10 protein-coding genes are annotated in these 13,481 nt (G+C 66.4%); 2 read left to right on the top strand and 8 right to left on the bottom strand.

What is annotated here, in order from left to right:
- Positions 1–10 precede the first annotated feature (10 nt).
- On the top strand, positions 11–1,723 hold the full coding sequence (locus tag AC57BR_RS22135) for a formate--tetrahydrofolate ligase (protein ID WP_496364487.1): 1,713 nt from the start codon (positions 11–13) through the stop codon (positions 1,721–1,723).
- 142 nt (positions 1,724–1,865) lie between these two features.
- On the opposite strand, the gene AC57BR_RS22130 is transcribed toward AC57BR_RS22135, so the two are convergent.
- From AC57BR_RS22130 to AC57BR_RS22120, 3 genes are all read right to left on the bottom strand, one after another.
- Positions 1,866–2,825, bottom strand: coding sequence for an endonuclease domain-containing protein (locus AC57BR_RS22130; protein WP_496364485.1), 960 nt, complete (start codon positions 2,823–2,825; stop codon positions 1,866–1,868).
- A gap of 225 nt (positions 2,826–3,050) precedes the next feature.
- Positions 3,051–3,368 (bottom strand): DUF2306 domain-containing protein, encoded by a 318-nt coding sequence (locus AC57BR_RS22125; protein ID WP_496364483.1) that lies wholly within the window; start codon positions 3,366–3,368, stop codon positions 3,051–3,053.
- On the bottom strand, positions 3,365–3,586 hold the full coding sequence (locus AC57BR_RS22120) for a DUF2306 domain-containing protein (protein WP_496364481.1): 222 nt from the start codon (positions 3,584–3,586) through the stop codon (positions 3,365–3,367). The genes AC57BR_RS22125 and AC57BR_RS22120 overlap by 4 nt, the downstream gene beginning before the upstream one ends.
- Before the next feature lie 99 nt (positions 3,587–3,685).
- Here AC57BR_RS22120 and AC57BR_RS22115 point away from each other — a divergent pair, with 99 nt between their 5' ends.
- A complete protein-coding gene (locus AC57BR_RS22115) occupies positions 3,686–4,309 on the top strand; it encodes a MerR family transcriptional regulator (protein ID WP_496364479.1) in 624 nt (207 codons plus the stop codon).
- Positions 4,310–4,416: 107 nt separating this feature from the next.
- Here the strand turns inward: AC57BR_RS22115 and AC57BR_RS22110 are convergent, their stop codons facing one another.
- The 5 genes from AC57BR_RS22110 to glgX all read right to left on the bottom strand — a co-directional run bounded on the left by AC57BR_RS22110 (position 4,417) and on the right by glgX (position 13,417).
- Positions 4,417–5,502: an inositol-3-phosphate synthase gene (locus tag AC57BR_RS22110; protein WP_496364477.1), complete on the bottom strand. Its 1,086-nt coding sequence runs from the start codon at positions 5,500–5,502 to the stop codon at positions 4,417–4,419.
- A gap of 179 nt (positions 5,503–5,681) precedes the next feature.
- Positions 5,682–6,722 (bottom strand): L-glyceraldehyde 3-phosphate reductase, encoded by a 1,041-nt coding sequence (gene mgrA, locus AC57BR_RS22105; protein WP_496364475.1) that lies wholly within the window; start codon positions 6,720–6,722, stop codon positions 5,682–5,684.
- An 88-nt stretch (positions 6,723–6,810) separates the two neighbouring features.
- The gene (treZ, locus tag AC57BR_RS22100) at positions 6,811–8,619 is read right to left on the bottom strand and encodes a malto-oligosyltrehalose trehalohydrolase (protein WP_496364473.1); all 1,809 of its coding nucleotides are present in this window, start codon (positions 8,617–8,619) and stop codon (positions 6,811–6,813) included.
- Positions 8,616–10,958: a malto-oligosyltrehalose synthase gene (treY, locus tag AC57BR_RS22095; RefSeq protein ID WP_496364472.1), complete on the bottom strand. Its 2,343-nt coding sequence runs from the start codon at positions 10,956–10,958 to the stop codon at positions 8,616–8,618. The genes treZ and treY overlap by 4 nt, the downstream gene beginning before the upstream one ends.
- Positions 10,955–13,417, bottom strand: a complete 2,463-nt coding sequence (gene glgX / locus AC57BR_RS22090) for a glycogen debranching protein GlgX (RefSeq protein WP_496364471.1) — start codon at positions 13,415–13,417, stop codon at positions 10,955–10,957. Before glgX ends, treY begins: the two co-directional genes overlap by 4 nt.
- Between the last annotated feature and the right edge of the window lie 64 nt (positions 13,418–13,481).

The following is a 13,481-nucleotide window of genomic DNA, read 5'->3' as shown; positions in this document are numbered from 1 at the left end:
AAGGACGACGATGTCTGACAGCACTCCCCTGAGCGGTACCAGCCAGAGCAGCACTCCCCTGAGCGACCTGGACATTGCCCGCAGGGCAGTGCTGCGGCCGATCGAGGAAATCGCGGCATCCGCGGGCATCGATGCCGGGGCCGTGGAGCACTATGGCCGCTACAAGGCCAAGATCGACCCCGCGAAGCTGTCAGCCCCCGCGCCGGCCGGAAAGGTGGTTCTGGTTTCGGCGATGTCGCCCACGCCCGCCGGAGAAGGAAAATCAACCACGACTGTGGGACTGGCGGATTCGCTTGCGCGGGCGGGCCACAAGGTGATGGTCGCGCTGCGGGAGCCCTCGCTGGGCCCCATCCTCGGCATGAAGGGCGGGGCAACTGGCGGCGGGCTGTCCCAGGTTCTGCCGATGGACGAGATCAACCTGCATTTCACCGGTGACTTCCATGCCGTCACGTCCGCCAACAATGCACTCATGGCCCTCGTGGACAACCACATCTACCAGGGCAACGAACTGAACATCGACCCGCGCCGCATGACGTTCAAGCGGGTGCTGGACATGAATGACCGCTCCCTTCGCGAGGTCGTCATTGGACTGGGCGGGCCTGCGCAGGGCGTACCGCGCCAGGACGGCTTCGACATCACCGTCGCATCCGAGATCATGGCGGTCTTTTGCCTCGCCACCGACCTGGCCGACCTGCGGGACCGGCTGGGCCGCATCACTTTCGGCTACACCTACGACCGGACGCCGGTTACCGTGGCGGACCTCGGCGTGCAGGGAGCCCTGACGCTGCTGCTCAAGGAAGCGATCAAGCCGAACCTCGTCCAGACCATCGCCGGGACCCCGGCTCTGGTCCATGGCGGGCCGTTCGCGAACATAGCCCACGGCTGCAACTCGCTGATCGCCACGCAGACCGCCCGGCGGCTGGCTGACATCGTGGTGACCGAGGCGGGGTTCGGGGCCGACCTCGGGGCAGAAAAGTTTATGGACATCAAGGCGCGGATCGCTGATGTGGCGCCGTCCGCCGTCGTGGTAGTGGCCACCGTTCGCGCGCTCAAGATGCAAGGCGGCGTTCCCAAGGACCGGCTGAACGAGCCGAACGTGGAGGCTGTGGCAGCGGGCGTGGTGAACCTGCGCCGCCATGTCCGGAACGTGGAACGGTTCGGTGTGACACCTGTGGTGGCGATCAACAAGTTCCCCGCCGACACCCAGGAGGAGCTCGACTGGCTGCTCGACTGGTGCGCCGGCGAGGGCATCCAGGCATCGGTGGCGGACATCTGGGGACGTGGCGGGGGCGGCGACGGCGGCGATGAGCTGGCTGCCAAGGTCGCCGCGGCGGTGAACGGGCCGTCGTCGTTCCGGCATCTCTACCCGCTGGACATATCCGTGGAGGACAAGATCCGCACGATCGTCCAGGAAATCTATGGCGCTGACGGCGTGGACTTTTCGGTGCCTGCGCTGCGCCGGCTGGCGGACATCGAGAAGAACGGTTGGTCCGGGCTGCCTGTCTGCATGGCGAAAACCCAGTACTCGTTCACGGACGACGCCTCGCGGCTGGGGGCACCCAAGGGGTTCACCATCCATGTGCGCGACCTCATCCCCAAGACCGGCGCGGGGTTCATCGTGGCCCTGACCGGAGCGGTGATGACAATGCCGGGCCTTCCCGCCGTTCCCGCGGCAATGCGGATGGACGTGGACGACGACGGCAACCCGGTCGGCCTCTTCTAGCCCCCAACCCTTCCTCACCTCCCGTCGCCTCACCCCCAACCCTTCCTCACCTCCCGTCGCCTCACCCCCAACCCTTCCTCACGTCCTGTCGCGTCCACCCAAACCCTTCCTCACGTCCTGTCGCGTCCACCCAAACCCTTCCTCAGACGGCATCGGCAAATCCGGACGCCTGAGGATGGTCCAGCTGGCTCGTTCGCATCGCACGCTTGATCAGGCGGATGGCCCGCTCGAAACCGTCAGCCAAATCCTGCTTGCCAAACACAACAACGGTCCACCCGGCAACCTCGAAGGCTTTGTCACGCCGCCTGTCGCTGAAGATTTGGGGCTCGAGAAGGTGATGAGCGCCGTCGTACTGTATGGCCAGCCGTCGATGCCTGTAGCCGAGATCGGCAGTCGGACCGGTGGTCCTGTCCTCTCGCAGTGGCACCTGCAACTGAGGCTCCGGAAGGCCCGCGTCCTCCATCGCGAGGCGGAGTAGCGACTCGGGTGCAGAATCCGCCCCGACGCGCATCCGCTCGAGCGCGGCGCGCGCCAGAACCACACCCTGAAGATTTGGATGGCGGGCGACGAGGGAACGCAGTCCCTCAAGCGTGTCGAACGGCTCGGTGCGGTCCTCGAATTCCGCTCTGGGGACGCGAATCAGTTCATCGCCCATGCAGACCAGTTCGCTCTCTGACAGCCGTCTTGCCATATCGAGCCACGTGCGGGACCTGCTGCTTATTCGAATGCCGTCGACGAATTCAATCTCGTCCTCGGATGCCAACACCGAGTGCCCGATCACGCCTCTTCGCCGCACCTCCGGCAGGGAACGGGGTTTGCTCAAATGCAACTCGGTCGAATCTGCCAGCCATGCCGGCAGGATCTGGCTTCGAATCCGTGCCGCTGTAACATGCGAGATCCAGGCGCCGGGCGATGCCGCAGACAGCGCCCGCGCCGCGGCCTCAAGCTCGAAGCTCCAGCCAGTCGGACGGTACAGTTCACGGCTTACATGCGCGACGTCGGCCCGTCGCAGCCTGTTGGGTGGAACTCCGGACGCTTTCGCGGAACCCAACGTGAAGGGGGCAGACATCAGGCTGACTGGAAGATCGGTACGTGTTTGCATAGGGCATTGTTGCTCGAAACCGACCCGACCCGCAGAAGTTATCCACAGGCAGGGACGCGCCAACCGCACACCTGAGGACACGTTCGGGTTCAAGCGACCAAAGGTGAGGACGCGTTCGGGTCCAGGCGACGAAACCTGAGGACGCATTCCGGTTCAAGCGACGAAACCTGAGGACGCGTTCGGGTTCAAGCGACGAAAGGTGAGGAAGCGTTTGGCGGTGCGGTCTTACTTTGTGCCCGATACGGATCCTGCTGACGATGCAGCTGCCGCGGGCTGGTCCACCCGGTGCCCCGTGTGCTGGATACGCCGGCCCTCACCGCGCCGCAGGGAAATGAAGACCACGGCGACGCTGAGCGTCACCAGAGCGGCAACGTACAGGGCGGTCGGCTGATCCTCGGCCAGCAGGCGGGGAATGGCGCGGCCGGGCACCGAGACGGCGAAGCCGAACGCCACAGCGATGCCGATGTAGCTGCCGATCATGTTCCCCCGGTGTGCGGGGATGTTCCGGCGCACCGCACTGATGAGCCCGAGCGTGACGGTCACGATCGTGAAGGCCGAGAGCCCGTGAAGCCAGCTGAAATGCCCGTCACTGACATCCAGAAGCTGCTGAAGCAGACGTAGTACATGGCCGCGACCCACAGGTGTCCCATGGTGCGGTGGATGCGGTCGCGGCGGCGCCGAAGGATCTGGACCGGTCCGATGGCAAGGACAAAGAGGGCCGCTATGACGTGGCTGGCAAGCAGTACATTCCAAGGCTCCATGCACTTAGGATAGGAGCACTATCCTGTTATGTACATCAAGATAGCCAGCGCAGCAACAGCTATCCAAAGGGCTGCGATCCGCCGAGGAACGGAGCGGGCATGCAGCTCAAGGAGCTCAGCGAGCGGACGGGAGTCTCCCCCGCCAGCATCAAGTTCTACCTCCGCGAAGGGCTGCTGCCCGCGGGCCGTGCCATTCACGCAACCCGGGCGGAGTATTCAGACCACCACGTGAGCCGGCTGGAACTGATCCAGGCGCTGCGTCGTGTGGTGGGCCTGAATATCGCCCAGATCGGCTCCCTGCTCAGAATGGCCGACGGCGGCGCACCCCGCCTTGAGCTTTTGGCCGCCATCCAGCGCACGGTACTGGGCCTCGATGAGGTGAGCACGGAGCACGGCGAGCTGCGCACTCCGGCGGGTGACGCCGTCGTGCGTTTGCGGGACTGGCCGGACGTCCCGAGCGACGCCAGGAACGCCCTCAATGCCCAGCTGGTCCTGATGGAAAGCATCGGCGTACCGGTCACTGCCGAGCTGCTCGATGCTTACAGCCAGGCGGTGGATGCCATTGCTGCAGTGAATATTTCGGCCACAGCCGCACCGGAAGACGTCAACCAGCTGATCATGACGGCGGCCGTCGGGATGCATCTGCACGGCCAACTTGTCCTGAAGCTGCTCGCCGTCGCGCATGCGAGCCACGCCATTCGGCGCTACGAAAAGGGCACTTAAACAGCGATGCTCCCTCACCCGAAGGTGAGGAAGCATCGTGTCAAGACCTGCAGGACATGAGGAAGGATCCGGTCAAAACCTGCAGGACGTGAGGAAGGATCCTGGGTTTAGCGGTCGAGGTCGCCGCGGATGAAGGCCTCGACCTTTTCGCGGGCGAGGTCGTCGTTGAACTGCTCCGGCGGGGACTTCATGAAGTAGCTCGACGCCGAGACCAGCGGGCCGCCGATGCCGCGGTCCAGGCCGATCTTCGCCGCACGGATCGCGTCGATGATCACACCGGCCGAGTTGGGCGAGTCCCACACTTCCAGCTTGTACTCGAGGGACACCGGCGCGTCGCCGAAGTTGCGGCCTTCCAGGCGCACGAACGCCCACTTGCGGTCATCCAGCCACTGCACGTAGTCGGACGGGCCGATGTGGACGTCCTTCGCGGCCAGCTCGGCCTCGACGTTGGAGGTGACGGCCTGGGTCTTGGAGATCTTCTTCGACTCGAGGCGGTCGCGCTCGAGCATGTTCTTGAAGTCCATGTTTCCGCCGACGTTCAGCTGGTAGGTGCGGTCCAGCGTGACGCCGCGGTCCTCGAACAGCTTGGCCATGACGCGGTGCGTGATGGTGGCGCCGATCTGGCTCTTGATGTCGTCGCCCACGATCGGCACGCCCGCGGCGGTGAACTTGTCCGCCCACTCCTTCGTGCCCGCGATGAACACCGGCAGCGCGTTCACGAATGCCACACCCGCATCGATCGCAGCCTGGGCGTAGAACTCGGCGGCTTCCTGGGATCCGACCGGCAGGTAGCAGACCATGACATCGACCTGGGCGTCCTTCAGGGCCTGGACGACGTCGACGGGCTCCTCGGTGGACTGTTCGATGGTCTCCAGGTAGTACCGGCCCAGGCCGTCCAGGGTGTGGCCGCGCTGGACCGTCACGCCGGTCGGCGGAACCTCGGCAAGCTTGATCGTGTTGTTTTCGCTGGCCAGGATCGCATCGGCCAGGTCGACGCCGACCTTCTTGCCGTCAACGTCGAACGCGGCCACGAACTGGACGTCGTTGACGTGGTACTTGCCGAACTCAACGTGCATCAGACCCGGAATCGTGGCCTGGGGGTCGGCATCCCGGTAGTAACGGACACCCTGGACCAGCGAAGCGGCACAGTTGCCCACGCCGACGATAGCTACACGAATCGGATTTGAAGACACGGAACTCCTTTGAGAACAAACTTCATGTGCCCTGCGCGTCTGTACCTTGCTGTACGACGGCGTCTGACGGGCACCGCGCCACGCGGCGCGCTTATCAGTCTAACCAAACGCGGCCGGGGCCGGCTTTGTTCCCGCCGTCCCCGACCGCTTGATTACGTGTCAGCTATTGAAGCGGTGGTTCAGACCCGCTGCGCCCAGAGGTTGATGTCGGATTCGACGGCGAACTCATCGATCGCCGCCAGTTCCTCGCCGCTGAAGTCAAGGTTATTGATGGCGGCGAGGGTGTCCTCGAGTTGCCTGACGCTGGAAGCCCCGACGAGCGCCGAGGTCACCGGGGAGCCCTTGGGCTGGTCGCGCAGGATCCAGGCGATGGCCATCTGCGCCAGCGACTGTCCGCGGCCGGCGGCAATGGCGTTGAGCCCGCGGACACGGTCCAGTTTGTCCTCGGTCAGGGCCGATTCGGAGAGGAACCTCGCCTTGGCGGCACGGGAGTCGGCGGGGACGCCGTTGAGGTAGCGGTCGGTCAGCATGCCCTGGGCCAGCGGGGAGAACGCGATGGAGCCGGCGCCCACCTGATCCAGCGCCTCGTAAAGGTTGGGGGTCCCGTTCTCTGTCCAGCGGTTCAGCATGGAGTAGCTGGGCTGGTGGATGAGCAGTGGAGTGCCGAGTTCCTTCAGGATGCGGGCAGCCTCCAGCGTCTGCTCCGGCGTGTAGGAGGAGATGCCCGCGTAAAGGGCCTTGCCCGAGCGGACCGCGTAGTCCAGCGCGCCCATGGTCTCTTCCAAGGGGGTTTCCGGGTCCGGCCGGTGGCTGTAGAAGATGTCCACGTAGTCCAGGCCCATCCGCTGCAGCGACTGGTCCAGGCTGGAAATCAGGTACTTCCGGGAGCCCCACTCGCCGTACGGACCGGGCCACATGTAGTAGCCGGCCTTGGTGGAGATGACCAGCTCATCGCGGTACGGCTTGAAGTCGTCCTGCAGGTGCCGGCCGAAGTTGGTCTCCGCGGAGCCGTCCGGCGGACCGTAGTTGTTGGCGAGGTCGAAGTGGTTGACGCCGAGGTCGAAGGCGCGGCGCAGGATGGCGCGCTGTTCATCGAAGCGCTTGTCGTCGCCGAAGTTGTGCCACAGGCCCAGCGAGATGGCCGGCAGTTTCAGGCCACTGCGTCCGACGCGGCGGTACGGCATGGTGTCATAGCGGGTGTCCGAGGCCACATAAGTCATACGTTCCATCCTGCCAGCCGCGCCAAGGCTGCGGGGCTGGCGTCCACCATCCGGTCACTGGGGTGGACGCCGGCCCCTGGCAGTTCCCTCAGTCGCTGACGACGGCGGCGCTCAGCGGCCTCAGCTCCACACGCTCGCCTTCCAGCCGGACGGCGTCGTCGGTGGCCAGCAGCAGGGCAGTCCCCGCACCTTCAAGGCTGACCGGCTGCTCCGAGAAGTTGAGCAGCACCTGCACGCCGCCGCGCCGGAACCGCAGCCAGCGGGCGTCCTCGTCGAACTCCACTTGGGTGTCCTCAAAGCCCAGCTTGGTGAGGTCCGGCGTGGAGCGGCGCAGGGCGGTGAGCGAACGGTACAGCTCCAGCAGCCGGGCGTGATCACCGTCGGCGGCTTCCGCCCAGTCCAGCTTGGACCTTCGGAACGTCTCCGGATCCTGGGGATCGGGCACGACGGCGGGATCCCACCCCATACGCTCGAACTCCTTGATCCGGCCTTCCGCGGTGGCCTTGCCGAGTTCCGGCTCCGGATGGGAGGTGAAGAACTGCCATGGCGTGGTGGCGCCGTATTCCTCACCCATGAACAGCATCGGCGTGAAGGGGCCTGTCAGGGTCAGCACGGCGGCGAGTGCCAGGCTCCCGTACGGCAGGGTCTGCGAAAGCCGGTCCCCCGTGGCACGGTTGCCGATCTGGTCATGGTTCTGCGAGCAGACCACCAGGGCGGCCGGGTGGACGGCACTGAAATTGATCGGCCTGCCGTGATGGCGTTCCCGGAAGCTGGAGTAGCTGCCGTCGTGGAAGAAGCCGTCCCGGAGCACCTTGGCCAGGGCGGCGAGTGAGTCGAAGTCACCGTAGTAGCCCGTGGTTTCGCCGGTGACGTTGACATGGACGGCGTGGTGGAAGTCGTCGCTCCACTGCCCTTCCAGCCCGTATCCGTTGGCGTCCCGCGGATACAGCAGCCGCGGGTTATTGAGGTCGGACTCGGCAATGAGCGTCAGCGGCCGTCCCACTTCGGCGGAGATCTGATCGGCAAGCGCCCCGAAGTCCTCCAAAATGTGGACCGCCCGCTCGTCCTTCAGGGCGTGGACGGCGTCCAGCCGGAGGCCGTCAACCCGGTAGTCGCGCAGCCACATGGCCAGGTTGTCGAGAATGAACCGGCGCACATGGTCGGAGCCGGGCCCGTCCAGGTTCACGGAGTCGCCCCACGTGTTGCCCTCGCCCTGCTTGAGGTACGGCCCGAACCGTGGCAGGTAGTTCCCGCTGGGGCCGAGGTGGTTGTAGACCACGTCCTGGATCACGCCGAGGCCTGCCGCGTGGGCCGCGTCCACGAACCGCTGGTACGCTTCCGGGCCGCCATACGCCTCATGGACGGCGAACCACTGCACGCCGTCGTAGCCCCAGTTGTGCGTGCCGTTGAACGCGTTCACGGGCAGCAGTTCGATGAAGTCCACGCCCAGGCCAGCCAGGTAGTCCAGCCTGCCGGCGGCAGCATCGAGCGTCCCTTCGGGCGTGAACGTCCCGAGGTGGAGCTCATAGATGACCGCCCCCTGCAGTTCCCTGCCCTGCCAGGCGTCGTCCTGCCAGCTGTAGGCGGACGGGTCGAACGTGCGGGACAGTGCGTGGACGCCCTCGGGCTGGCGCCGGGTGCGCGGATCCGGAAGCGGGGTTTCGTCGCCATCCAGGAGGTACCCGTAGTCCACGTCACCGTTGGCGGGTGCCTCCGGTGCTGTCCACCAGCCCTCGTTCTCGGGTCCGGTGCCGGGCCGGCGCTGCATGGCGTAGCGCTCCCCGCCGGCCAGCAGCGTCACGGCTTTAGCCTGGGGTGCCCAGACGTCGAAGCGCTCCGGGCCCTGCACTGGCTTCGCGGCTTCGCGGGGGTATGTTGCCTGGTCTGCGTGCGTCATGGCTTTCCTCCTGTCTGCGTCTCTGCTGTCTGCGGCACCAGCAGCGCCACGGGGTAGGTCCGGAAGATGTCAGCCATCTTCAAGGTCCCCGGTCCGAAGCCGGCACCGGTCAGTTCGTCCTTCATGGCGGTAACAAGATCGACGGCGGTGTCCCGCCACCCGCCCGACTGTTCCAGTCCGTAGGGCAGCCGAGTGACGAGGGTTAGCGCACCCGGGGCTGCCGGAGTGCCGCGGTCGAAGGCGAGCAGGTGCCCTGCGGCGGGGCCGCTGGCATTGAGCGGCCGGTAACCGGTGAACAGCTCCGGGCGGCTACGGCGCAGCCGCAAGGCACGCGAGGTCACAAGCAGCTTCGTCCGCTCATCTGTAAATGACGGCGGCAGGTTGCCGGCATCGAGCTGCTCCAGCGCCGCGCGCCGGTCATCGAAGCTGAACGGGCGGCGGTTGTCCGGGTCCGTCAGCGACCGGTCCCAGAACTCCGTGCCCTGGTACACGTCCGGGACGCCGGGCATGGTCAGCTGCACGAGCTTGGCCGCCAGGGAGTTGGAGGCACCATGCGGCTCCAGGAGTTCCACGAGCGCCTCGACTTCAGCCCGCACCGCGGGGTTGTCGAACGCGGCGTCGACGGCGGCGGCCAGCTTCTCCTCGAACGCCGGATCGGGATCGGTCCAGTTGGTCGAGTTCCCGGCTTCGCGGGCGGCCTTCAGCGCGTAGTACTGCAGGCGTTCCCGGCTGGCGGGCCAGGCCCCGGCGATGGCCTGCCACAGCAGGGCGGACAGCGGGCCGTCCGGCAGCGGGGCCAGTTCGCGCAGCCGGTTCAGGGCTCTCTCCCATTCGCCGGCAACCTCGGAGATGACCGAGATCCGCGCCCGGGTGTCCTCGCTTCGTTTGGTGTCGTGCGTGCTGAGCGTCGTCATGGACAGCGGAAGCTCTGCCTGCCGGCGGGCCATCCGGGCATGGAACTCAGCCGGCTCCACGGAGAATTCGGTGGGGTCGGCGCCCACTTCCGTGAGGGTGCCCAGCCGGTTGTAGCGGAAGAACGCGGTGTCCTCCACGCCCTTGGCCATGACCATACCCGAGGTCTGCTGGAAGCGCCGGGCGAGCTCGAGTTCGGTGTCCAGCAGCAGCGGCTGCAAAGCCTGGATGGCCTGGTCGAGTTCCGGCCGCCTGCGCGCGGCCAGCTCGCACGCTTCCTTCAGGACCTCCGCACCCTCCGGGAGGTACGTGCGGTAGACCGGGAAGGCGGCGATGATCTCCGCGATGGCGTCCGCCGCGGCATCGGCGGGGAGTCCGGCGTCGGCCGGGACCAGCCGGGCCAGGCGCAGGATTTCCGAGTGGAGGATGCCGTCGGTGATCCGGCGCTTGGTTCCCCTGATCATGTCCTCGTAGTCGGCAGGCTCCCCGCCGCGCAGCGAGGCGTCCAGCCGGTCCAGCGGTTCCTGGCCGTGCGGATCCACGAAAACCCGGTCGACGTCCGCGAGGGCGTCGTAGCCCGTGGTGCCCTCGCACTCGAAGCTGGCGGGCAGCTGTTCCCCCGGCTCGAGAATTTTTTCGATCAGCAGGTAGGCGCCGCCGGAGGCTTCCCGCAGCCGCTTCAGGTACCCCTCGGGGTCGGCCAGGCCGTCCGGATGGTCGATCCTCAGACCGTCTGCGAGCCCCTCGCGGAACCAGCGCACCACTTCCTGATGTGCTTCGTCGAAGACGGCGGGGATCTCCACCCGGACACCGGCGAGCGTGTTCACTGCGAAGAAGCGGCGGTAGTTCAGCTCGTTGTCCGCGCGCCGCCAGCCCATGAGTTCGTAGTGCTGCCGGGCGTGGACGTCACGCGGGGAGTCGCCCTCGGTGTAGCTGCCGTCGGCCAGCGGGAAGCGGTGGTCGTAGTACCGGAGCTCCCCGTCCTTGATTTCGAGCTGGTCCAGATCGTCGTCGCTGCCGAGGACCGGGAGCCGGATGCGTCCCCCGGCGAGGTCCCAGTCGACGTCGAACGCTTCCGCATAGCGGGACTGGCGCCCTTCCTTGAGCAGCGACCACCACCAGGGGTTCTGCGCAGGCGTGGCCACGCCTACGTGATTCGGCACGATGTCAATCAGCACGCCCATCCCGGCGGCCCGGGCCGCCTTGGAGACGGCCGCCAGACCCTCCGGGCCGCCCCGTTCGGGGTCGACGGCGGAGGGATCGGTCACGTCATACCCGTGGTCGGAGCCCTGCTCCGCCGTCAGGACCGGCGACAGGTAGACCCAGTCGACGCCGAGCGAGTGCAGGTACGGCACTGTTTCGGCGGCGTCGAACAGCGTGAACCCCTGCCGGATCTGCAGCCGGTACGTGGAGACGGGAGTTTTCACGCGTCCTCCCCTGCGGGCTTAACCGCCTTCAAGTGGCCGCCGCGCTTTCCAGCAGGCTTGGTGGCCGGTTTTTCCGCCGGCTGCTCCTCTGCAGCCTTCGCAGGCGCTGCAGCCGGCTCAGCTGCCGGTGCCGGTGCCGGTGCCGAGGCCGGGTCAGCGGCAGGCGCTGCAGCCGGGTCAGCGGCAGGTTCAGCCGCAGATGCGTCTGCCGGCTCTGCAGCCGGCTCCGCCGGTTTTTTCGTCCTGGCCGGCTCGGGAACGGCGGGCGCGGTAAGGGCTGCGGTCTCAGCGGTAGCGGTCTGGGTCAGCGCCGCGAGCGAGGCGGCCACGGAATGGTCCGGTTCCTCCTCGGGTGCGCTGTGGGCGCGCAGCACCACCAAGGACTTGGCGGCGACGGACAGGATGGTGCCGGCGTCCGCGGGCTTGGAGTCTGCGCCTTCGCCTGCGGTGTCGATGATGACGTCCCAGGCCGGTGCGTATTCGTCCGGCGGCAGCGTGAACTCAACGTCGCCGTCGTGCGCGTTGAAGTACAGCAGGAAGTTCACGTCCGTGATCCGGCGGCCACGGTCATCGTGGCCCTGGATGCCGTCGCCGTTGAGGAACATGCCCACGGAACGGCCGAAGCCGCTGTCCCAGTCCTCCGGGGACATGAGGTTGCCGTCGGGGTCGAGCCAGACGATGTCCGGCAGCCGTTCGCCTTCGCCTCGCCGCACGGGCCGGCCGTCGAAGAAGCGGCTGCGCCGGAAGGTGGGGTGCTTGGCGCGCAGGGAGTTGACCGCCGCGGTGAATTCGATGAGCGGCTGGTCCACGCTGTCCCAGTTGACCCAGGTCAGCTCCGAGTCCTGGCAGTACCCGTTGTTGTTGCCCTGCTGCGTCCGGCCCATCTCATCGCCGTGCAGGATCATGGGCACGCCCTGCGAGAGGAGCATGGTGGCGATGAAGTTGCGCTGCTGCCGCGCCCTCAGCGCCAGGACCTTGGGATCGTCCGACGGGCCCTCTGCCCCGCAGTTCCAGGAGCGGTTGTGCGATTCGCCGTCCTTGTTGTCCTCGCCGTTGGCGTCGTTGTGCTTCTCGTTGTAAGAAACCAGGTCCCGCAGCGTGAAGCCGTCGTGTGCCGTGACGAAGTTAATGGACGCCACCGGGCGGCGGCCGGAGTGCTCGTAGAGGTCCGCCGAGCCGGTGATGCGCGAGGCGAACTCGCCCAGCGTGGCAGGCTCGCCGCGCCAGAAGTCGCGCACGGTGTCGCGGTACTTGCCGTTCCATTCGGTCCACTGCGGCGGGAAGTTGCCCACCTGGTAGCCGCCGGGACCGACGTCCCACGGCTCGGCGATCAGCTTCACCTGGGACACCACAGGGTCCTGCTGGATGAGTTCGAAGAACGTGGAGAGCCGGTCGACGTCGTAAAATTCGCGGGCCAAAGCGGCGGCGAGGTCAAAGCGGAACCCGTCCACGTGCATCTCGGTGACCCAGTAGCGCAGCGAATCCATGAGCAGCTGCAGGGAGTGCGGCTGGCGGACGTTCAGCGTGTTGCCGGTGCCCGTGTAGTCCATGTAGTACTGCTTGTCGTCCTCCACCAGGCGGTAGTAGGCCTCGTTGTCGATGCCCTTGAAGCTCAGGGTGGGGCCGAGGTGGTTGCCTTCGGCGGTGTGGTTGTAGACGACGTCGAGGATGACCTCAATGCCTGCCCGGTGCAGTGAGCGGACCATCGCCTTGAAGTCCTGGACCTGCTGGCCGGTGTCGCCGGTGGAGCTGTAGGTGTTCTGCGGGGCGAAGAAGCCGATGGTGTTGTAGCCCCAGTAGTTACTCAGGCCCTTCTCCTGCAGCGTGCCGTCGTTGACGAACTGGTGCACGGGCATGAGCTCGATCGCGGTGACGCCCAGCTTCTGCAGGTGCGAGATCACGGCCGGGTGTGCCACGCCGGCGTACGTGCCGCGCTGCTCCTCGGGAATCTCCGGGTGCAGTTCGGTGAGTCCCTTGACGTGCGCCTCGTAGATGACCGACTTGTGGTACGGGATGCGCAGGTTCTGGTCGTTGTCCCAGTCGAAGAACGGGTTGATCACCACGCCCATCATCATGTGCGCCGCGGAGTCGGCGTCGTTCTTGGATGAGGGGTCGCCCATGTTGTACGAGAACAGGGCCGGATCCCAGTCGACCTGGCCGGAGACTGCCTTGGCGTAGGGGTCAAGGAGCAGCTTGTTGGCGTTGAAGCGCTGGCCCTTGGCGGGGTCGTAGGGTCCGTGGACCCGGTACCCGTATTTCTGCCCTGGCTGGATCTGGGGCAGGTAGCAGTGCCACACATATCCGTCGACTTCGCGGAGCGTGACCCGGGTTTCGGTCCCCTCGTCGTCGAAGAGGCAGAGTTCCACCTTGTCTGCGTGCTCGCTGAACAACGCGAAGTTGGTTCCGGTACCGTCAAACGTGGCTCCCAGCGGGTAAGCCGATCCGGGCCAGATTTCCATTCCTGCTCCTATACCTCGTCCAACACTGCGTCCCGCAGGTCCTCACGCACTACCTGCAGGTAAC

The organism is Arthrobacter sp. BGA-UO-ETr-C19 (assembly GCF_059568005.1).
The sequence above is the reverse complement of the archived record's forward strand: the minus strand, read 5'-3'. Positions and strand labels throughout refer to the sequence as shown.

Excerpts from the sequence above, each read along its gene's own strand:
- AC57BR_RS22120 (WP_496364481.1), bottom strand. The coding sequence starts at position 3,586 with ATGGAGCCTTGGAATGTACTGCTTGCCAGCCACGTCATAGCGGCCCTC.
- AC57BR_RS22115 (WP_496364479.1), top strand. The coding sequence starts at position 3,686 with ATGCAGCTCAAGGAGCTCAGCGAGCGGACGGGAGTCTCCCCCGCCAGC.
- glgX (WP_496364471.1), bottom strand. The coding sequence starts at position 13,417 with ATGGAAATCTGGCCCGGATCGGCTTACCCGCTGGGAGCCACGTTTGAC.
- AC57BR_RS22130 (WP_496364485.1), bottom strand. The coding sequence starts at position 2,825 with ATGCAAACACGTACCGATCTTCCAGTCAGCCTGATGTCTGCCCCCTTC.
- treZ (WP_496364473.1), bottom strand. The coding sequence starts at position 8,619 with ATGACGCACGCAGACCAGGCAACATACCCCCGCGAAGCCGCGAAGCCA.
- AC57BR_RS22135 (WP_496364487.1), top strand. The coding sequence starts at position 11 with ATGTCTGACAGCACTCCCCTGAGCGGTACCAGCCAGAGCAGCACTCCC.
- mgrA (WP_496364475.1), bottom strand. The coding sequence starts at position 6,722 with ATGACTTATGTGGCCTCGGACACCCGCTATGACACCATGCCGTACCGC.